This is a genomic window from Moritella sp. 24 (genome assembly GCF_018219155.1).
Classification (GTDB): domain Bacteria; phylum Pseudomonadota; class Gammaproteobacteria; order Enterobacterales; family Moritellaceae; genus Moritella.
This window is the reverse complement of record NZ_CP056123.1, coordinates 250,260-270,286: the sequence shown is the minus strand read 5'-3', so window position 1 is coordinate 270,286 and position 20,027 is coordinate 250,260. Positions and strand designations below refer to the sequence as shown.

Below are 20,027 nucleotides of genomic sequence, written 5' to 3'. Positions count from 1 at the left end.
TCAGAATTATCCTTCTACGTTCAAGCCCATTGAGCGAGCTGTGCCAGCAATAGTACGAACCATTGCATCTAGATCAGCGCCCGTAAGGTCTGGTTGTTTAGTGTTAGAGATCTCTTCCAACTGAGCGCGAGTAACAGTACCCACTTTTTCAGTGTTCGGACGACCAGAACCAGACTTGATACCAGCTGCTTTCTTAAGTAAGAAAGATGCAGGAGAAGTCTTTGTTTCGAACGTGAATGAACGATCAGAATAAACTGTGATAACAACAGGAGTAGGAGAACCCTTCTCTACAGAATCTGTTTTTGCGTTAAACGCTTTACAGAATTCCATGATGTTAACACCGTGTTGACCTAGTGCAGGACCAACCGGTGGACTAGGATTCGCCATACCAGCTGAAACTTGCAGCTTAATATATGCAGTAACTTTTTTAGCCATTTTAATTTACCTTAAATATGGGTGCGAACGCTGTATCCAACATAGATACGAGCTTCCCGAAAAACAAGGGCAGCGAATTATAGATATAATCGCTGCCCTTGCCAAGCATTTTGTTGAAATTTCATTCAATAAAATGCAAATATTATTGTTTTGAACTTTATCTTCAACCTAAACGGTTAATGATATTAGCCTTTTTCTACTTGACCGAAATCTAATTCAACCGGAGTAGAACGACCGAAGATCAAAACAGAAACTTTTAAGCGACTCTTTTCGTAGTCAACTTCTTCAACAACACCATTGAAATCTGCAAATGGGCCGTCAGATACACGAACCACTTCACCCACTTCAAATAATGTCTTAGGACGCGGCTTATCAGCTGCATCTTGAAGACGATTAAGAATGCGGTCAGCTTCTTTTTGAGTGATTGGAGCCGGACGCTCTTTAGTACCACCAATGAAACCAAGTACACGTGGTAAGCTACTTACCAAATGCCATGATTCGTCGTTCATTTTCATTTGAACTAAAACGTAGCCAGGGAAGAACTTGCGTTCACTCTTGCGACGTTGACCGGCACGCATTTCAACTACTTCTTCCGTAGGAACAAGTATTTCACCGAAGTGCTCTTCCATTTCGTGGATCTTAATATGTTCAAGTAATGTTTTTTGAACTCGACCTTCAAAACCCGAAAAGGCTTGAACTACGTACCATCTCATTTTCTGTTCAGACATGAACTTATACCTTTACATCTGTGATAAATGCAACTACACGAACTAGAATACCATCTAGACCCCATAGCACTAACGCCATAATAGCGGTAACAACTAATACGATAAGTGTAGTTTGGATTGCCTCTTGGCGTGTAGGCCAAACTACTTTACGTACTTCTGTTCTTGATTCAGATGCAAATTCAAGCGCATCGCGCCCTTTACTTGTCTGTAATGCAATGCCACCAGCAATAACAGCGGCAATAATTACAGCAACTGCGCGGATTAACACTGATTCTTCACTAAAAATATTGTTACCAATAACTGTGCCAATTAGAATTATTGCAACTAGTACCCATTTTACTGTTTCTAGTGCTTTTCCTTGGTTTTCAGTATTTGAAGTCATACTACTAACCTGTACCTTAAGACAAAAAAATCCGCTGTTACACGGTGATGACAGTGGCAGGAGGGAGATAATCGAACTCACAAACATCAGTTTGGAGACCGCCTTTCTACCAATTGGAACTACCCCTACAAACGGAGCACCTAATTATAGGGGCTTTCGTTTTTCATGCAAGTTATTCGTAAATAATTATGAATAATATTTGAATTACAAATAGCTTAAATTAGTTTTGATAAAATTTATTTTTGATTTAATGCAAGATTATTTTTAAGGTGAAGTTATTTGGTATGAAGAATAAAACAGAAGAAGAAATAATTGACCTGAAAAATGGTGCTGATACCCAGAATCGAACTGGGGACCTCATCCTTACCAAGGATGCGCTCTACCGACTGAGCCATATCAGCGAATTTGGAGCGGGCGGCGGGAATCGAACCCGCATTATCAGCTTGGAAGGCTGGAGTAATAGCCATTATACGACGCCCGCATGCGTCATGAATACAAAGTGGTGGAGGGAGAAGGATTCGAACCTTCGAAGGCTGAGCCGTCAGATTTACAGTCTGATCCCTTTGGCCACTCGGGAACCCCTCCACATATTGTACTTCAGTAACGAGTTAAATGGTGCCGACTGCCGGAGTCGAACTGGCGACCTACTGATTACAAGTCAGTTGCTCTACCTACTGAGCTAAGTCGGCGGCGTCACTTAACGAGGAGAGATTCTAGAGTAACCCCCTACCTCTTGCAACCATAATTGTAAAAAAGCAGTTTTTTTTTATTTACATGGCGAATTATTAGCCACTTCGACTAAGCTTCGACTTACATTCATGAATAAAAGTGATTTTAGATTAGATCTCGGCGCGTCGTAATGACATTTCACCACCGACTTGCGGACTAACGATGCCATTAATTTCTAACAGTAGCGCACCTGTTTGATCAATCCCCTTAGCAATGCCCTGTTTTTGCTTATTTCCTAAGGTTAATACCACGGGAGAATCTTTAAATGCATCGCAGCTATTCCATTCATCAACAAAATGTCCAAAGCCAAACTGTTCAAAATCAGTAAGCACTTTAATTAAATGAGTTAAATAACACGTTGCTAACTCATTACGATCAAGAGTGTGCTGTAACTGTTGACTAATATCAGTCCAAGCTTGATCTATTTCTAATCCCGCTTGTAATGGCATATTTACATTAAGTCCTAACCCGATAACTAAATGGCACTCACCACCCGCCGTCGCGATGATCTCAACGAGTACACCTGCAATTTTCTTTCCCTCAACATAAACATCATTTGGCCATTTCAATTGAGTATTCGCAATACCTAGATCAGTTAATGTACGTGCAACTGCGATACCAATGACGAGACTCAATCCAGATGCAGCGTGGATCCCAGCATCTAAATTCCAGTAGGTGCTGGTATAAAGATGAGAACCGTAAGGCGATACCCACTTTTTCCCACGACGACCACGCCCTGCTGTTTGGTATTCAGCGAAACAGCTATGACCTTTCTGCAATAACGCCGCTTTATCTAGTAAATGTTGGTTGGTAGATCCTAATACTTGATGACTTTCGACCCTAACACTGCTGCCAGCGGCTATCTTTTCGGCATCAAGCAATTGCAAAGGAGAAGATAATTTATATCCTTTTCCTGTCACCTTAAAAACATCCAGTCCAATGCTCTCTAATACCTTGATCTGCTTGCTCACTGCCATCCTACTCACACCTAGGACATCACCTAGTGCTTCTCCGGAATGAAACTCACCATCCGCCAGTAAACGAATTAATTGCTGTCTTGACGCCGTCATATTAACCACAAGATACCTCCGCAAGATTTGTCTCACCGTCACGCCCCATGAAACGTACTTCATGATGTAACTCCACACCAAAACGTGCCAGCACTGTTGTTTGAATATGCTTGGCTAACACAATAATGTCAGTCGCAGTTGCAGAACCTGTATTAACAATCACTAATGCTTGCTCGGTATGCACTTGCGCACCTCCCTGCTGGTAACCTTTTAGCTCACACTGATCAATCAACCAACCCGCCGCTAATTTTATATCATCGCCCGCAGGGTAATGAGGCATATGAGGATGTAGAGCAGCTATTGCACTAAATTGTATCTTATTGATAATCGGATTTTTAAAGAAACTACCAGCATTTCCAAGCTTATTTGGGTCGGGTAATTTTTGTTGGCGAGTCAAACAAACCTGTTTGAAAATAGCGACAGCCGATGCATCAGCGCCTAAACTCGCGAGTGGCCCATAGTTAATTTTAGCTACCCAAGGTTTCGCTAATTTAATACCAACAGCAATAATCACTGCGCGATCTTTAAGTTCGCGTTTGAAGATACTGTCACGATAACCGAACTGACATTCCTCAGGTGTATAACGACGTACTGCTAATGTTTCAATATTAAGCACATCAACATAATCACAAACATCACCTAATTCAACACCATAGGCACCGATATTCTGTACAGGAGCTGCACCGACAACGCCAGGGATCAACGCTAAATTCTCTAAACCGTCATAACCTTGTGCCAGCGTCCACTGTACAAACTCATGCCAATTTTCACCTGCCGATACATGTAAGCTAACGACATCACTCGCCGATTCATTGACTGTGATACCCGTTAAGCAAATACGGATCACGAGTCCATCAAAGTCATCACAAAATAATAAATTACTCCCACCACCAAGAATGAGTCGTTGGGGTGTAGGGAGCGCTAATGCTGATTTAAGCTCAGTTAGCGTCGTCACAGTGACAAATTGTGCAGCATAAGCATCAACACCAAAGCTGGTGTAAGGTTTTAAATTATGATTTTTTAGTATTTGCATGAAATAATTAACACTCGTAAAGCATGATCCCATGCAGATAGTACCGTATCTGTATGCAAAACCGAATAATAAAAGGTAACGAGATGCAGTTTCAATGGCTAAAGAAAATAGAGAACCCACTAGTTAAGCCTTTTTATAAACAATACTTACCCTACTCTCGGCCAAATAAGGCTGAGCACATAGCGGTATTGAAGGATAACAGTGGCATTATCGCATGTGCACGATTACGCCCTATTGGTGAATACGCTCTATTAACCGGTATGCTAGTCTCTCCAGATCACCGAGGTCAGCGACTCGGTCATCATATTTTACAGCAGATGCAGCCTCAATTTAAGAATAATAAGACCTTTACCTTTGCTTTACCCCACCTTGAAAGTTTTTATCGTCAGCATGGGTTCCATCAAACAGAGTTGGCTCCGAATGATATTCAACAACGTTTTTTAGCTTATCAAAAGCAAGGCAAATCACTGCTGTTATTAGGCTTTAATGATTCTAATCAAGCTGACATCTGATTATCTTTATAATAAAGTAAAATTACGTTAAGCTGATCACAGCCCATATTTAGACTAATAGACATCATGACAATTAAAACAGACGAACTTAGAACTACCTATATCGACCAGGTGATCACTCCAAGTCAACTGGTTAAAGAGTTTCCATTATCTGATAACGCCGCACAACAACTCATAAAGAGTCGCCGTGAAATAGAGGCTATTATAGAAGGCAAAGATAAACGCCTTTTAGTTATCATTGGCCCTTGCTCAATTCATGATACTAGCGCCGCTTTAGATTACGCACGCCGTCTAAAACCATTGCAAGCGCAATATAAAGACAGCTTAGTGATTGCAATGCGAGTGTACTTTGAAAAACCGCGTACTATTGTGGGCTGGAAAGGGTTAATTAGTGATCCTGATTTAAATGGTCAATATCAAGCGAATAAAGGCTTACGTTTAGCACGTAAATTATTAGTTGATATCACTGAAATCGGTTTACCTATCGCCACTGAATTCTTAGATATGGTTAACGGCCAATATATTGCTGACTTGATTAGTTGGGGCGCAATCGGTGCACGAACAACAGAAAGTCAAGTTCACCGTGAAATGGCATCAGCCTTGTCTTGCCCTGTCGGTTTCAAAAATGGTACCGATGGTAATACCAAAATTGCCATTGATGCCGTACGTGCCGCGCAAGTACCACATATCTTCTATTCGCCAGATAAAGATGGCTTAATGACGGTATACCAAACTCATGGTAATCCATTTGGCCATGTGATTTTACGTGGTGGTAAAACACCTAACTACGAAAAATCACATATCGATGTAGCAACTAAAGCATTAACTGATGCGGGCTTAGCACCATCAGTTGTTGTTGATTTTAGTCATGGCAATAGTCAGAAAGTACATACTAATCAGTTGAATGTAGCTGAAGATGTGATGGCTCAAATGCGCACAGGTAGTATGCAGATTTCAGGCATTATGGCAGAAAGCTTTATTGAAGAAGGTAATCAAGCCGTTGTTGCTGGTGAGCCACTTGTTTATGGTAAGAGTATTACTGATGCTTGTATCCACTGGCAGGATACTGAAAAGCTATTAGCAGACCTTGCTCACGCAGCAAGTGACCGTATCGAAATAACAAAATAACGTTATTGAATGACGAATACCAAAAAGCCGCGTTACTTCATTATTTGAATTAGCGCGGCTTTTTATTATCTTCAATTTATCTAACTACCTAACTACCTAACTACCTAACTACCTACTTAGCAAGTGTATGTCGAATAACTTAACAGATGATGCTTTGCAGATCAGCGTCGAAACGATTAAGCATATGCGTAGACTGAATACGACGAATAGTACCCGACTTACCACGAATAACTAAGGTTTCAGTGGTCACTTGGTTGCCTTTACGCTGTATACCTTCGACCAAATCGCCTTTGGTAATGCCCGTTGCAGCAAAAATCACATTATCGTTTTTAGCTAATTTATCTAAAGGTAAAATGTCACCCACAACTAAACCAAGCGCTTCACATCGTGCGATTTCAATCTCACCAGCCTCGCGGTTCTCAGGCGTATCACCTTTAACATCATGGCGCGCTAATAATCGCGCTTGCATATTACCGTCCATCGCGCGTATTGCCGCGGCAGATATCACGCCTTCAGGCGCGCCACCAACACAATACATCATATCAACTTCACTCTCTGGCATGCAGCACAAAATCGACGCAGCAACATCACCATCAGGTAATGCAAATACACGCACTCCCATCGCATGCAGTGCTTTGATTTTATCGTCATGACGCGGCTTTGCTAAGGTTACTACCGTTAGTTCATTGATTTCTTTATTTAACGCTTTTGCGACGTTACGAACATTGTCTTCAAGAGAAAGTTGTAAATCAATGGCATCTTTTGCATCCGGACCTACAACTAATTTCTCCATATACATATCAGGCGCTTTAAGAAACGCACCTTTCTCGCCCACAGCTAATACAGCAACAGCATTTGACTGACCCATCGCAGTCATTCGTGTACCTTCGATCGGGTCAACAGCAATATCAACCGCATCTGCACCCGGTATTTTAGTACCGACTTTCTCACCGATATACAGCATAGGAGCTTCATCGATCTCACCTTCACCAATAACGATTTCACCATCGATATCGATTTTATTTAGCATCACACGCATCGCTTCAACAGCAGCACCATCAGCAATATTCTTATCACCACGCCCAAGCCATTTATAACCAGCAAGGGCAGCAGCTTCAACAACGCGCGAAAATTCAATGGCAAGTGTACGTTTCATTTCTTAACTCCGATATAAGCAGGTACATACTTAATCTACCTACTGAATAATAATTTGGGACAGCCCCATTGTTAATACTCACGATTATCTCACCGAACCCGTAAGCTCGGTGATGACTTAACGCAATTAGTTCGCACTTATGACAACATCTGTTTGCGGAATGCAGCTACAAGCTAATACTTTTTTCGCTTTCCTACCATCATCAGTTAACGCATGATCAGCAAGTACACGTACCTCACCCGACTCTAAGGTCACGCGGCATACGCCACAATAACCAGCACGGCAGTTATAAGGGATGTTTACACCGTTTCTTTCAGCTTGCTCTAGCAATGTGGTTTTGTTATCTCCAACAAAGCTCGTATCCCAACTATCTAATAAGACATTAACTGGCTTACCTGGGGTATCAGAATGTTTATGATCACCAAAGCTTTCTTGGAATTGCTGGTCAGCAGGTACATGCAATGCAGTGAGGGCAGTTTCCATTGTCGTCATAAAGGCTTCCGGACCACAGATGTAAGATGATCGGTCACTGATGTCCCGAACCACATCCGCAAGCATCAGCTGATCTATTCGCCCTCTTAATCCAGTCCAATCGCTTTGAGTACTTTCTCCTGTAAGGGTAAGTACCAAGCGCATATTGGTATGTTGACGCGTCAATAATTGTAATTCATCAAGGGCGATCAAATCTGCGGCTGTTTTAGCGCTATAAAAGAAGACAATATCTTTATCACATTCTGTATCAGCATAATAACGCGCCATGGATAACATCGGTGTGATGCCACTACCAGCCGACAACAATAATAGCTTCTGTGTAGTTGCGGTAAAAGCATGGAAAGGACCGCGTGGTGATGAGGCGCCTAAACGAGCACCGACCGCTAAATTATCATTCAACCAATTCGATGCTTTTCCTCCCTCTACACGCTTTACCGTAATCGCTAATAAGTCAGGACGGCTTGGCGAAGATGATAAGGTATAATTACGCATGACCAAGTCTTGCCCAATTTTTAAATTAAGCGTAATAAACTGGCCCGGTTTGTAATTTAATAAAGCCGCAGGCTCAACGCGGAAACGAAACGTTTTAGTATCTGGCGTTTCGTTAATAACCCCAACACAACATAATTGGCGTGTCTCACTTTTACCCCATAAGGTTTTTTCCTGTGCCTTAGGCATGACAGCCTTACGTGCTTTTGGTATGACGGCAGCTGGCTTCGGACGGTTATCAGCATAATGTTTAGGGTCATGGTATTCGAGTACTTCAACCATATCGCCTACTTGTATTTTAGCGTCATTATGACTTATTAAATTTTGGCCAAAATCAATCTTGCCATCATCGCTTTTACGGAATTGACTCAATGTTTTAAGTGGTTCGCCATCTTCAGCAAAAGATGTACTACCAGGAGGCAATGTCGTAAAAATACAACGTTCACAAGCTTTTACTAACTCAAATTCAGCATCCCCTATTTTGATTCGTTTCCAATTATCCTCAGCAAACGGTTCACAGCCAGTGACCACTAAATTAGTGCGAAATTGGCTCATATCGATTGGTCGCGAAGTACGACGATTTAACTCATCTAATGATGCTTGCGAGATTAATAAAATAGGGTAGCCATCAGCAAAACTTAATTGTTTATCTAAGTTCGCAACTTGGCGTGAAGACTTCTCACCAAAATAAAGTAACTGGCAATCAATCTGCAAATACAGACTTAACCACTGATTAAGCTCTTTACTACAATGCTGACCTTGAATAACCGCCCCCCAAACCGTTACATCGCTATAGTCCTGTTGTAGCTCTTTAAATTTAAACGCGATGGGTGGCATTTTAGGGGCTGAAAGCATAATACCTTGCGTTACAACCTCAACCTTAATTAAGGCAATCTTAGGTTGTGTTCGCCCTGTAATAAATTGTCCTTTCATGTCACTGATGACAAACCTACGATCATTTTCTAGTCCCATCTCACTCACATCACAATGCGTAAGATTAACGGCTTTTGCTGATTTTAATGGATAAATAGAAAGTGCAGAGAGATTTATTTTAGTCATCAAAAAGCTCCTTTATTGTGACTAATTTAGCGTACTCAGCTCACTGATAACGCTATAAAGTATTGGGCAAGATAGTAACTTACAATAATAACCGCGTAAGCACTATGAAACTGTTGCTTAAATCTGTCAAACGCCAATGTCGCATCAGAAAATAGAAAAATAATGGCGCCTATAAAAGCATACAAACTCGCGCTATCACTCAAACTAAAGTAACGCTCACCACTAATCCACGCCATTACAACGATAATACTCATATAAACAAAAACGGGGATTTTCATTTCAGCTAAAGATGGCCATAGCATCTTAAGATAAATAATAGCGATGACACTTAATGGCAAGATCAATGACCACGTATAAGTCAGGTCGATACGCATCGAAAAAGCAATAATATAAACGACATGAGCGAGTAAGAAACTCAACAGCCCTGGAATAAACCTATCTTTGGGTAACATTAAAAAAATATCGCCCAACGTAGAAAGTAATAAACCGAGTAAAATAAGCCAAACATAATCGTCAATCGTTGGTGCAAGGCTCCAGCACAAAACTACGATAGAAAGTGTAGTCACTGGCTTAAATAAATAAAATAACCACTTTCTATCTTGGTAAGCACCATATAAATGCAAAAATCCACTCACCGAAATAATGATTGTGCCCATCATAATTGCTGCTGTAAATTCCATTTTCACTGCTCCATAACATCGAATAAAAACTCAAGTTTGAACCATTTAAATATCTGGGATCAAGTATTAAAGAGGCATAAGTGTGCGTCGGTTAACATTTACAGACATAACAACCTGTAAGCTTCACGAAACAGTAGACAGAAATCGGCTAATTATACTAATTTATAATTATAAACACTTAGGAGGTATTATCATGGAACAGCAACAAGTATTACAAAACCATCTCATCGCAATTGAAATGTACATATGCCATTTAGGTAAAACATTTGAAGAAGCTTGTGACGAACTAAACCTTGATATTACGGTTCAGTTAGCACTAAAAAATATAATGGAAGCTTAAGTAACCAGTAAAGAATAAAGTGTCATTTTTATTCTTCCAGCGCCACTTTACATGCTTTATTAATCGGTAAAACTACATCTGCTATAGGTATTTCAAAACCGAGTACGCGTACGGTTTCGTCAATTAAACCTTGTTTAGAGATGGGTTTATTAATATAGCCTTCTATATTGGTATGCTGGCAAGTAACCAAATCAAACTTAAATGCATCCTCTATTAATCCTATAATAGCAGTATGGCTGTTATCGCTACTGCCTGCCCGAATCATCTTCGTCGTCGCTATACCATCCGTTCCTGGAATCTGCATATAAATAATGTCGAACCTATATTTTTGTATCAAATCGAGGCCTTCTAAACCCGTATTCGCAGTAAACACCTGCATTTGTAGCTGCGTTAATGTTTGCTGAAAAACAATTTGATTCATTTTATTATCTTCAATCAACAGAACTTTTAGTCCTGCTAACTTGGCTAATGCTAAATCATTACTACCGACAATATGTTGAGTTCGTAATTGATGAGCACGTTGTAGCCTTAAGTTTATTTTAAATTGAGCGCCTTCACCCAACGTACTCTCTACTTGTAAATGACCTTGCATTAAATTAATCAGGCGAGAGCAAATAGCTAAACTCAATCCACCACTGGATAAATCATTTGATTTGTGATTGTAAGATAATTGGTCGCTATCAAATAAATGTGCCAGCTTCGTTACAGGAATACCAATACCTGTATCACTGATAGTAAAAATAAGGTCGGCAACATTATTGCTCGCGTCATCAACGTTCGCACAACTCACTTTAAGTTCAACAAATCCCCTATCGGTAAACTTCAGAGCATTCGCAACTAAGTTAACTAATACTTGCTGTAATCTGGCAGGGTCTCCCATATAGAAGCGATGGAGATCTTTATCATAATTAAGGTTAAAACGTACACGTAGATTATGATTCACAAACGGGCGTAGTGAAGTGTAAACCTGATCAAGTATTTCTAATAAATCAAAACGTACTTTTACTAACTCAAGATTCCCCGATTCTATTCTCGAATAATCAGCCACGTCATTAAGCACCATCTGCATATGATTAGCGGAATGCTTCATTAATTTCAAATATTCCGCCGATTTAATATTTTGTGGCATTTCGCAAAGCAGCTCTGCGGTGCCTAGAATACTATTCATCGGAGTGCGAATGTCATTCGTTAAACTTTCAACAAATTGCTGCTTAGATTGTGCTAATAGTATTTTATTTGCTCTTGGCTCGGTGAGTGTTTCTATATGTTGATTAAGTAAATCAATGAGGCCATCCAATTCAACATACGGTGAACTAAATGATTCATTATGGTGAGTCTTATCCTTCACCGCAGCACGACACTTTTGTTCTAATGTGGCGAATGGCTGAGTGACTATTTTTTGTAATATTATTTTTGTAAGAATCAGAGCGACTAATAGCAGGGGTAATGTGACTAACAGCAGGTTCATTTTAAGGGTTGTAAAGGTATCAATGAATGAAGAGCCAACTTGCCGACTTGTTACCTCAACCGCAATAAATATTCCAACAACAACCAATGCCAACATGACAAGTAATAACGTATTTATCCTGTTATTTAATGAATGCTGAAAAATGACTTTATTTGAATCAACCTTGATTGCTCGCATGCTAATACGTCCTTCTATATGCCTATTTAATAAATTTAGCCAATTTTGTCAAAATTGCTTAAATATCTACTCTTTTTTCATTCATACCAAAACAACAATGCGCTTTTAAAAAGGATAATAGTTTTTTTCTGCGAGCATGCTCCCTTTATGCTGTACAATAGTAATCAGTGACTAGAAAATAGGGTTGGAATTTGAGCCATGCTCATATATAGTTCCTGCCCCATAAATAATTTCTAGCAATTATTTTAATTCTATTTAAGAGGTAGCTTCTTTGCGCTTTCAAGATTTCGGTATCGATCCACGTTTAATCAGTTCAATCCAACATTTAGGATTTGAACAAGCAACAGAGGTGCAGGAAGCAGCTATTCCACTTATTTTAGGTGGCTGTGACATCATGGCTACATCGCAGACAGGTAGTGGTAAAACTATTGCTTACGGTCTGCCAATATTACAACGTATGTTAAAGCAACGTCGTTTCGAGCACCGTGCTGTACGCGCAGTGATCTTAGCGCCAACACGTGAGCTTGCGATCCAAGTACACGCAAACATGAAACACTTGGGCATGAGCCTCGATTATCAAATCCAATTGATTATTGGTCGTGAATCATTTCAGCACCAAGAAAAACTACTGCGTAAAAACCCAGAAGTATTAATTGCGACACCGGGTCGTCTGCTTGATCATATCCGTGAAAAATCAATCTCACTTGAGCACTTAGAATTCTTAGTGCTGGATGAAGCTGACCGTATGTTAGACATGGGTTTCCGTGATGACGTATCTGCTATTTCAAACAGCGCGCCAAACGTAAAACGTCAAACAATGCTGTTCTCTGCAACACTAGAGCACGTTGATGTAGCAAATATTTGTAATCAAGTATTACGCGCACCAGAACGTATTGAGATTAACCGCTCGAACGATCAACATGAAAAAATTGAACAGCGTCTGCATTTCTCTGACAACCTAACGCATAAAGAAGAACAATTAGTTCATCTTGCAAAAACGGAAGATTACCGCCAACTGTTAATCTTTACAGCAACGAAGTCAGATACAGAACGCCTAGCAAAATTATTAGTTGATAACGATATCAATGCCACTTCTATTAACGGTGACATGTTACAAAATCAACGTAAACGTACCTTGGAAGATTTCCGTCGTGGACGTGTTGAAGTATTAGTAGCGACAGACGTTGCTGCACGTGGTCTTGATATTCGTACTCTAAGCCATGTTATCAACTTCGATTTACCAATTAATCCAGAAGACTTCATTCACCGTACTGGCCGTACTGGTCGTGCTGGCGCAAGCGGTACTGCAATCTCACTAGTAAGCCCGAAAGATTGGACGTCATTTGGTAAGATCGAAAGCTACTTAAAAGTAAAACTAACTTGCACAATGTTAGAAGGTTTTGAAGCTAAATTTAAAGGCTTGAAACCAAAACCTGCTAAGAAACGTTTACCAGCAAGCAATAAAGGTCGTCCAACTAAGCTTGCACGTAAAGGTGATAAAAATGCACCTAAACACAAGCAGAACACGGCACCTAAGCAAGATAAGAAACAGTCTATGCGCGATTCAATGGCAAGTGCCGTGGATGGCGGTTTCGCTCCGATGAAAAGAAAGCCTAGAGCTGAAATCATCGACGATGGTCGCGAAGAAGATTAATCCTAAAAACCTGCTCCCGAGCAGGTTTTTTTATTTATACTGGTTGACTCTTTTTGTTTATATTGTGTTATAAAAAATGATAAAACAATTTAGCTCAAAGGAGAGCAGCTATGGCAGGATTAAGTTTAATCGCCCTACTCGATGATATTGCATCGGTACTGGATGATGTAGCATTAATGACGAAAGTCGCCGCTAAGAAGACAGCAGGTGTATTAGGCGATGATCTCGCCCTTAACGCTCAGCAAGTATCTGGCGTGAGTGCTGACCGCGAACTACCTGTGGTTTGGAAAGTAGCCAAAGGTTCTTTTAAGAATAAAGCAATCTTAGTACCCGCAGCCCTACTTATTAGCGCAGTTGCACCTTGGTTGATTACCCCATTATTACTTATCGGTGGTTTATTTTTATGTTTTGAAGGTGCCGAGAAACTGCATCACGCTAAATCTGCATCCGAGAATGAAGGTAGTAGTGATGATGACGCATTAGCTCACTTATCCGTTGAAGATTTTGAAAATCAAAAAGTCAAAGGCGCAATTAGAACCGATTTCATCCTATCAGCAGAAATTATTGTGATCGCCTTAGGCACAGTACAAATTGAATCATTAACAACGCAGTTAACGGTGGTCAGTTTAATTGCTTTACTCATGACTGTAGGTGTTTATGGACTCGTTGCAGGGATCGTGAAAATGGATGATGTCGGTTTATATCTCGTCAATAATAGCCAAACGAAAACAATCAAACATTACCTCGGCAGCGGGTTACTTACTTTTGCGCCAAAGCTGATGCGTTCATTAGCAGTAATAGGTACCGTTGCGATGTTTCTTGTTGGCGGCAGTATAGTGCTACATAGTATGCCAGGGTCTCACGATGTCGTTCACGCATTACTGACTATGTTACCTGATATGTTAGCGCAGAATGCCATTGTGGCAGGAGTGACACCAATATTGATTGATGGCTTAGTTGGATTGCTGGCGGGTTTTATTGTCTTGATGCTTGTGACAGGTATACAAAAACTAAGAAGCTAATAACTGCATAAAAATATGAGTAACGATAATAAAGACACTTTCATACATCAGTGTCACATTCGTTACTCATCAATCATTATTCGTATTAAGCGCTAAAATTTAACACCAAACTTCAGGTTTAATCGCAATACTAGTCTCGCCTGATAACACTTGAATATCGCCATCTTGGATCATCAATTGTAGTTCCATATTACGGCTATATAGCTTTTCCATTTGCTCTGCAGTTTCATCACTAATAAATTGAATCGACAAATTATCAGCACTGTATTTAATCTTCTTAAACCATAATGCCGCACTGCGATCACCATAGGTATAAATCGTTGCTTTCTGTGCTTGGTTACTGGCTTTCTTTAGACGCTTGTCCGATGGCTGACCTAAATCAATCCATTGCTCAATCACACCGATATCCGACTTAAACCAAATATCAGGTTCTTCATCTTCACCTAGGCCTTTAGTGAAGCTTAAACGCGCGTCTGCATCCACGTTTAGCATCCACGCTAGCAAACGTAACATCAGACGGTTATCGTTCTCTGAAGGATGTTGAGCAAGGGTAAGCGGGATATCATTCAAGTAAACATGATTGTCGAGATCAACTATAGATACTTTTGCTTTTAAAATCGTTGCCGTTAAAGCCATGGGAGTCACTAATAAAGGGATAATGGTAGGCATAATACACCAGTCTTTCACGCAAGAAAGCTCAGGCTAAAAAAAAAGCCTAATAATCGCATATTGCTTTCACAACATGCGGCTATTAGGCTTAATCAACAAGTGTTAATTAATGTATTACCACATAATTAAACGACTTCGATTGGACCACCAAATGAGTTAACAGCGGGTGCTTTGCCTTTGAATTTCTCAAATTCAACCTGACACGTATTCGCTGATGTTGCTTGCGCAAGTTCAGAAGAACCGATATCGATTGTTAGGTTATTTGGATCGCCATAAGTACAAAGTGAACCGATGCTTTCGTCTTCAGGACCATACCAAGCACCCTCTTCAATACGAATAACATTCACAGGGTAGTTATCATCAACTACAGCACCCGCTAACAACTGACCACGGTCATTGAATACACGTACGATGTCGCCATCTTTAATACCACGTTTTTTCGCGTCTGCAGAGTTCATGTAAACTGGCTCACGACCTTGAACGGTGTAAGTAGCACGGAACTTTTCTGATTCACACATTTGTGAATGCAGGCGTTTATTCGGGTGACAAGACTGCATCCAGACTGGGAATTCAGCTGATTTTGGACCACCGTGTGAACGTTCTGTTTTCTCGAACCACATTGGGTGACCTTTACAGTGCTCATAACCAAAACGCGCAATCTTACGGCTGTAGATTTCAATGAAACCAGAAGGTGTACCTAAAGCGTTAACTTCAGGATCTTCACGGAAATCAGCATGGCGAGTCCAGTTTTCACCGTCACCAAAGTGGAAGTAACCTTCTTTCCAGAATTCATGGAAATCAGGCATATCCCATTTACCAGCATTCGCCGTTTTAGATTCGTTATAAAGCTGCTCTAACCACTGCACTTCACTCTTACCTTGAGTATAGTCTTTGCTCTTTCCCCAACGTTTCGTTAGTTCAGTAAAGATCTCAAAGTCAGTTTTAGATTGGAATAGTGGGTCAACTAGCTTCTTCATACCCAATAAACCTTTCGCGCGGTATGAACCATAAATATCTAAATCGTTACGCTCGTACTGCGTACAAGCAGGTAGCACGATATCAGAGAAACGACACGTTGCTGTCCAGTTGTAATCAATTGCGATAACAGTTTCCAGTTTTTGGAATGCTGCTTTCATGTTGTTACGATCTTGATGACGATGCCAAGGGTTACAACCCGTGAATACCATCATTTTGATATCAGGGAAGGTGATTTTTGAGCCATTAGCATCAATCACTTTACCTGGGTTTTGTAGTGCATCAACAAAACGCGCTACAGGGATCGTTGAGCTTGCGCCTTTAAAGTCTTTGCTTGTATGACGAATTGGCTTGCCTGAATCAGGGTTACGTGGGAATGCACCCGCGCCAACTGCACCTGAAGTAGGTACACCAATTGAGCTATAGTGATGACCATAACTAATACCGCCACCAGGTAGACCAATTTGACCTATCATTGCAGCTAATACCGCGCCCATCCAATATGGTTGTTCACCATGTTGCTGACGTTGAATTGACCAACCAAATAAGAATTGCGTACGGCCATTGGTAATTAAGCGTGCAAAATCACGAATTTCATCAGCAGGTACACCACAGATTTCACTCGCCCATTCAGGTGTTTTCTCTACTTTATCTTCAGTTTCACCTTGCACGTATTTCAGGAATTCTTCAAAACCAAGTGCATAAGTATTTAAGAACTCTTTATCATGCAGATCTTCTTTTACCATAGTATGTGCTACAGCAAGCATGAACGGTACATCAGTATGTGGATTGATGTAGCGATGTTCATTACCTAAGAAGTTTTGCGTTTTGTTCTTAACCGGATCAACACTGATTACACGAATTTTCTTCTGCGCAACTTTATCTTTTAGCGCTTCCAGATATTCAAAACTATCATGTGTTTCACAGTTCCAACCTACTTGTAGGTTTTTCACTGGATCCGTTGCCCATAAGATAATCGTTTTACTGTTATCTAGGATTAACGGCCATGATGTACCTGGTGCATATACTTCTGTCGAACCAAGTACGTAAGGCAGAATTGTTTGACCAGCACCCGTTGAGTAATCACCTACATCTTTTACTGACGCACCATGCATTGCGATCGCACGTGCCATGTGGCTACCACAGCTGTGTAGTTGACCTGTTGCACGCCAGCCATTTGCGCCAGTATGTAGACCTGATGGACCATACGTATTCTGAACACGTTCTAGCTCTTCATAGAACATGTCTAGTGCTTGATCCCAAGTCACACGAATGAAGCGGTTATCACCACGTTGTGCTGTATTACTCTTCTCACGGTTTAGATACCAATCTAAACGTACCATAGGGTAACGAACACGAGATGGGCTATAGATAATACCTTCAATGCCTTGCAGCATATCAGTTGGATATTTATCTAATTCAAAGGCTTTAACTTCTGTAACTTTACCGCCATGGATTTTTGCACGGAACGCACCCCAGTGCGAACCTGTTAGTTTCCATTCAGCACGCTCAGCCATCGTCGCCGCGCTTGCTGTTTTTGGTGCTAGTAAGCTAGGACCAATCACAGCAACAGCAGATGTCGCCATCACACCTTTTAGGAAGGAGCGACGACTTACTGATACATTTTCATTTTTAGACTTTTTGTCTTTATTAAACATAGTCATACTTCTCTTTGAATTAGTGAGCATCTTTGCTGTAATCAGATGAATGGTTTTGTAGATACTTCAAGATTACATCATGTGTATCACCATCTAAGTTCACAAAACCTTGCATGCCGGCAAACATACCAACCCAAGTATTTGCGTCGAAGTGAGCTTCTGCTGGTTGTGTATGACAAACACTACATGTTGTTTGGTAAGCGTCTTTCGCATAATCCCAAATGTTTTGTAGGTTCTCTTCATAGCCTTTCTTATCTACCCATAGTGTGAACGTTACTTGTTCCCAAGGTAAACCAGTTAGATCATCTTCTTTCTTATCACCACGTACGAATAGAGATTCATCTTGTGATGCTTCTTTTGACAGTGTCGCTTGAACAATGTTTTTAGCAAAATCGAAGTAAAGTACGCGACCATAACCTTTCGCTTTATGCCAAGTAACAAGTTCAACTTGCAGACGTTTACCTGATTCACCAATCACTTTAAACTTAGTCGCAGGCGTTAATACACCTAGGTACTCAGTTTCTTTATCATCTTTATAAAGTGGTGTTTGTACTAGTGAGTAGTACTCTTTACCAACTTCAAATGAGTGACCTTCAAGGTTTTTAGCCATTTTACCTAGTTCACTAATGGCAGTTGTGTCCATTTCAGGTAAGTTATGCGCAATACCTTTATGGCAATCTAGACAAGATTGATCACGTTCTGCTGCTTTACGCATTTGTACTTGCGCTTTTTCAGACATCTTAGTGAAATCCATGCTCTTATAGTCATGGCAGTTACGGCATTCTAAAGAACCATTGGCTTTAAATCGTGCCCACTCGTTTTGCGCTAAATGCAAACGTTTAGATTCGAATTTCTCTTTAGTATTTACTGTACCTAATAACCAACCGAACACGTCTTTACTTGCACGCGCTTTAGCAGCCATTTTATCAGACCATTTATGTGGTACGTGACAATCTGGGCAAGTAGCACGAACACCACTACGGTTCGACCAATGAATAGTACTTTGAATTTCTTGATAGTTGTTTTCTTTCATACTATGGCAAGAGATACAAAATGCTTCCGTATTTGTTGCTTCCAGTGCGGTATTAAAACCACCCCAAAAAATAATACCAGCAAGGAAAGCACCACAAGTAACGATACCTAAAGAGATATGCTTACTTGGCTTATTGAATACACCCCAAAAGCGAGCGATCATAGAAAATAATTTTTTCATTATTGTAATACCTAGATAATGAGTAGTTGATTAGGGTGATTAATGTGTAGGTAGACCAAAAAGTATGTTGCTCATCCACATAATAAAGCCATAGCCAAATACACTAACAGTTGCGAGAATTGGGAATAAGAACACTGTTAAGAAGATAAATAACTTCCACTCGCCCTTTTTCTCGACTTTCTCGACCTCTACATTACTTGTTTGTTGTTTCATCTAAAATTCCTGCAGAAATGATGATATAAATTTAGAGTTTAGAATAGTGTAAAGTAAGGTCAAGGAAGGTTTATTGCAACAGATCAAAGAAATGTAACTTTATAAAATATTTATAAAGTTAGAGGTATATCTTAGTGCTAAATATCGACTAAATACAACAGTTCACTATTTACGTCTGCTTGATAGCAGAACAATGATCAAAATGGCATATATAATAGGCTCAACCCAGCCAGATTTAACTGAAAGGTAATAATGGATAGGGATTAAAACTGCAGCTAGGTAAATGAAATTGTGCACTTTTTGCCAATTTCGCTTCATTTTTCGACGAACCCACATTGGCGAGGTTAACGCTAATATAAGCAAGATTATAAATGCGATCATGCCAAGCCAAATATATGGTCGCTTTACTAATTCTTGGAGTAATAACGCAATATCCCAACCCAAATCGAGCCAAGCAAATGCCATTAAATGTAATGCGGCATAGAAAAAACAATATAAACCGATCAAGCGGCGTGTTGAAATTAACAAGCCTTCTTTATAGCGTTTTGCGAGAGGAGAGATAACGAGCGTTAACAATAATAAATTTAATGCCCCTTTACCTAGAAAATGGATAACGGCTTGCACTGGATCACCACCCAATGCATCAGCATCAATCGCCAACCCTAAATATACAAGCGGCATAATGGCAAGTACATGAATATAAGCCTTGAGATAAGGCATTCGTTTATAGGTTAGCACTGGCATA

General features: G+C 40.3%; 19 protein-coding genes and 4 tRNA genes. 5 read left to right on the top strand and 18 right to left on the bottom strand.

The window, feature by feature from the left end; genetic code table 11:
- Positions 1-6: 6 nt before the first annotated feature.
- The 9 genes from rplK to murB form a co-directional block, all read right to left on the bottom strand.
- Positions 7-435, bottom strand: a complete 429-nt coding sequence (gene rplK / locus HWV00_RS01275) for a 50S ribosomal protein L11 (protein WP_211684355.1) — start codon at positions 433-435, stop codon at positions 7-9.
- Positions 436-620: 185 nt separating this feature from the next.
- On the bottom strand, positions 621-1,163 hold the full coding sequence (gene nusG, locus HWV00_RS01270; protein WP_211684354.1) for a transcription termination/antitermination protein NusG: 543 nt from the start codon (positions 1,161-1,163) through the stop codon (positions 621-623).
- Between the two features lie 4 nt (positions 1,164-1,167).
- A complete protein-coding gene (secE, locus tag HWV00_RS01265; RefSeq protein WP_211673340.1) occupies positions 1,168-1,545 on the bottom strand; it encodes a preprotein translocase subunit SecE in 378 nt (125 codons plus the stop codon).
- A gap of 325 nt (positions 1,546-1,870) precedes the next feature.
- A tRNA-Thr gene (locus HWV00_RS01260) sits at positions 1,871-1,946 on the bottom strand.
- Positions 1,947-1,951: 5 nt separating this feature from the next.
- Positions 1,952-2,026, bottom strand: a tRNA-Gly gene (locus HWV00_RS01255).
- Between the two features lie 19 nt (positions 2,027-2,045).
- Positions 2,046-2,130: transfer RNA gene (locus HWV00_RS01250), tRNA-Tyr, on the bottom strand.
- A gap of 28 nt (positions 2,131-2,158) precedes the next feature.
- Positions 2,159-2,234 (bottom strand) — tRNA-Thr (locus HWV00_RS01245).
- 150 nt (positions 2,235-2,384) lie between these two features.
- Positions 2,385-3,344 carry a bifunctional biotin--[acetyl-CoA-carboxylase] ligase/biotin operon repressor BirA gene (gene birA, locus HWV00_RS01240; protein WP_255555017.1) on the bottom strand — a complete coding sequence of 320 codons (960 nt, stop codon included), beginning with the start codon at positions 3,342-3,344 and terminating at the stop codon, positions 2,385-2,387.
- Position 3,345: 1 nt separating this feature from the next.
- Positions 3,346-4,377, bottom strand: coding sequence for a UDP-N-acetylmuramate dehydrogenase (murB, locus tag HWV00_RS01235; RefSeq protein ID WP_255554865.1), 1,032 nt, complete (start codon positions 4,375-4,377; stop codon positions 3,346-3,348).
- A gap of 83 nt (positions 4,378-4,460) precedes the next feature.
- Here murB and HWV00_RS01230 point away from each other — a divergent pair, with 83 nt between their 5' ends.
- Together HWV00_RS01230 and HWV00_RS01225 are read left to right on the top strand one after the other, a co-directional pair.
- On the top strand, positions 4,461-4,889 hold the full coding sequence (locus tag HWV00_RS01230; protein WP_211684352.1) for a GNAT family N-acetyltransferase: 429 nt from the start codon (positions 4,461-4,463) through the stop codon (positions 4,887-4,889).
- 66 nt (positions 4,890-4,955) lie between these two features.
- The gene (locus HWV00_RS01225; RefSeq protein WP_211684351.1) at positions 4,956-6,017 is read left to right on the top strand and encodes a 3-deoxy-7-phosphoheptulonate synthase; all 1,062 of its coding nucleotides are present in this window, start codon (positions 4,956-4,958) and stop codon (positions 6,015-6,017) included.
- 139 nt (positions 6,018-6,156) lie between these two features.
- Here HWV00_RS01225 and glpX read toward each other — a convergent pair whose 3' ends face one another.
- From glpX to HWV00_RS01210, 3 genes are all read right to left on the bottom strand, one after another.
- Entirely contained in the window at positions 6,157-7,173 is a 1,017-nt protein-coding gene (gene glpX / locus HWV00_RS01220) for a class II fructose-bisphosphatase (protein WP_211684350.1), read from the bottom strand.
- A 126-nt stretch (positions 7,174-7,299) separates the two neighbouring features.
- Entirely contained in the window at positions 7,300-9,213 is a 1,914-nt protein-coding gene (locus HWV00_RS01215) for a hybrid-cluster NAD(P)-dependent oxidoreductase (protein WP_211684349.1), read from the bottom strand.
- Positions 9,214-9,248: 35 nt separating this feature from the next.
- On the bottom strand, positions 9,249-9,893 hold the full coding sequence (locus HWV00_RS01210) for a lysoplasmalogenase (protein WP_211684348.1): 645 nt from the start codon (positions 9,891-9,893) through the stop codon (positions 9,249-9,251).
- Positions 9,894-10,086: 193 nt separating this feature from the next.
- On the opposite strand from HWV00_RS01210, the gene HWV00_RS01205 reads away from it, so the two are divergent.
- Complete coding sequence (locus HWV00_RS01205; RefSeq protein WP_211684347.1) at positions 10,087-10,233, top strand: hypothetical protein; 147 nt, start codon at positions 10,087-10,089, stop codon at positions 10,231-10,233.
- 28 nt (positions 10,234-10,261) lie between these two features.
- Here HWV00_RS01205 and HWV00_RS01200 read toward each other — a convergent pair whose 3' ends face one another.
- Complete coding sequence (locus tag HWV00_RS01200; RefSeq protein ID WP_211684346.1) at positions 10,262-11,878, bottom strand: hybrid sensor histidine kinase/response regulator; 1,617 nt, start codon at positions 11,876-11,878, stop codon at positions 10,262-10,264.
- Positions 11,879-12,149: 271 nt separating this feature from the next.
- Here HWV00_RS01200 and HWV00_RS01195 point away from each other — a divergent pair, with 271 nt between their 5' ends.
- Together HWV00_RS01195 and HWV00_RS01190 are read left to right on the top strand one after the other, a co-directional pair.
- Positions 12,150-13,532: a DEAD/DEAH box helicase gene (locus HWV00_RS01195; RefSeq protein ID WP_211684345.1), complete on the top strand. Its 1,383-nt coding sequence runs from the start codon at positions 12,150-12,152 to the stop codon at positions 13,530-13,532.
- 110 nt (positions 13,533-13,642) lie between these two features.
- On the top strand, positions 13,643-14,554 hold the full coding sequence (locus HWV00_RS01190; protein WP_211684344.1) for a DUF808 domain-containing protein: 912 nt from the start codon (positions 13,643-13,645) through the stop codon (positions 14,552-14,554).
- Positions 14,555-14,653: 99 nt separating this feature from the next.
- Here the strand turns inward: HWV00_RS01190 and HWV00_RS01185 are convergent, their stop codons facing one another.
- The 5 genes from HWV00_RS01185 to msrQ form a co-directional block, all read right to left on the bottom strand.
- Complete coding sequence (locus tag HWV00_RS01185) at positions 14,654-15,223, bottom strand: YaeQ family protein (RefSeq protein ID WP_255554864.1); 570 nt, start codon at positions 15,221-15,223, stop codon at positions 14,654-14,656.
- A 125-nt stretch (positions 15,224-15,348) separates the two neighbouring features.
- On the bottom strand, positions 15,349-17,862 hold the full coding sequence (torA, locus tag HWV00_RS01180; protein ID WP_211684343.1) for a trimethylamine-N-oxide reductase TorA: 2,514 nt from the start codon (positions 17,860-17,862) through the stop codon (positions 15,349-15,351).
- Positions 17,863-17,875: 13 nt separating this feature from the next.
- On the bottom strand, positions 17,876-19,069 hold the full coding sequence (torC, locus tag HWV00_RS01175; protein WP_211684342.1) for a pentaheme c-type cytochrome TorC: 1,194 nt from the start codon (positions 19,067-19,069) through the stop codon (positions 17,876-17,878).
- Positions 19,070-19,108: 39 nt separating this feature from the next.
- Positions 19,109-19,282 carry a periplasmic nitrate reductase, NapE protein gene (locus HWV00_RS01170; protein ID WP_211684341.1) on the bottom strand — a complete coding sequence of 58 codons (174 nt, stop codon included), beginning with the start codon at positions 19,280-19,282 and terminating at the stop codon, positions 19,109-19,111.
- Positions 19,283-19,447: 165 nt separating this feature from the next.
- Positions 19,448-20,026: a protein-methionine-sulfoxide reductase heme-binding subunit MsrQ gene (gene msrQ / locus HWV00_RS01165; RefSeq protein ID WP_211684340.1), complete on the bottom strand. Its 579-nt coding sequence runs from the start codon at positions 20,024-20,026 to the stop codon at positions 19,448-19,450.
- Between the last annotated feature and the right edge of the window lies 1 nt (position 20,027).

Bases quoted from the DNA above. Each gene is read 5' to 3' on its own strand.
- torC (WP_211684342.1), bottom strand. From the start codon at position 19,069: ATGAAAAAATTATTTTCTATGATCGCTCGCTTTTGGGGTGTATTCAAT.
- birA (WP_255555017.1), bottom strand. From the start codon at position 3,344: ATGACGGCGTCAAGACAGCAATTAATTCGTTTACTGGCGGATGGTGAG.
- HWV00_RS01230 (WP_211684352.1), top strand. From the start codon at position 4,461: ATGCAGTTTCAATGGCTAAAGAAAATAGAGAACCCACTAGTTAAGCCT.
- HWV00_RS01185 (WP_255554864.1), bottom strand. From the start codon at position 15,223: ATGCCTACCATTATCCCTTTATTAGTGACTCCCATGGCTTTAACGGCA.
- secE (WP_211673340.1), bottom strand. From the start codon at position 1,545: ATGACTTCAAATACTGAAAACCAAGGAAAAGCACTAGAAACAGTAAAA.
- rplK (WP_211684355.1), bottom strand. From the start codon at position 435: ATGGCTAAAAAAGTTACTGCATATATTAAGCTGCAAGTTTCAGCTGGT.
- HWV00_RS01225 (WP_211684351.1), top strand. From the start codon at position 4,956: ATGACAATTAAAACAGACGAACTTAGAACTACCTATATCGACCAGGTG.
- murB (WP_255554865.1), bottom strand. From the start codon at position 4,377: ATGCAAATACTAAAAAATCATAATTTAAAACCTTACACCAGCTTTGGT.
- HWV00_RS01210 (WP_211684348.1), bottom strand. From the start codon at position 9,893: ATGGAATTTACAGCAGCAATTATGATGGGCACAATCATTATTTCGGTG.
- msrQ (WP_211684340.1), bottom strand. From the start codon at position 20,026: ATGCCAGTGCTAACCTATAAACGAATGCCTTATCTCAAGGCTTATATT.
- HWV00_RS01190 (WP_211684344.1), top strand. From the start codon at position 13,643: ATGGCAGGATTAAGTTTAATCGCCCTACTCGATGATATTGCATCGGTA.
- HWV00_RS01170 (WP_211684341.1), bottom strand. From the start codon at position 19,282: ATGAAACAACAAACAAGTAATGTAGAGGTCGAGAAAGTCGAGAAAAAG.
- HWV00_RS01200 (WP_211684346.1), bottom strand. From the start codon at position 11,878: ATGCGAGCAATCAAGGTTGATTCAAATAAAGTCATTTTTCAGCATTCA.
- torA (WP_211684343.1), bottom strand. From the start codon at position 17,862: ATGACTATGTTTAATAAAGACAAAAAGTCTAAAAATGAAAATGTATCA.
- HWV00_RS01215 (WP_211684349.1), bottom strand. From the start codon at position 9,213: ATGACTAAAATAAATCTCTCTGCACTTTCTATTTATCCATTAAAATCA.
- glpX (WP_211684350.1), bottom strand. From the start codon at position 7,173: ATGAAACGTACACTTGCCATTGAATTTTCGCGCGTTGTTGAAGCTGCT.
- nusG (WP_211684354.1), bottom strand. From the start codon at position 1,163: ATGTCTGAACAGAAAATGAGATGGTACGTAGTTCAAGCCTTTTCGGGT.
- HWV00_RS01205 (WP_211684347.1), top strand. From the start codon at position 10,087: ATGGAACAGCAACAAGTATTACAAAACCATCTCATCGCAATTGAAATG.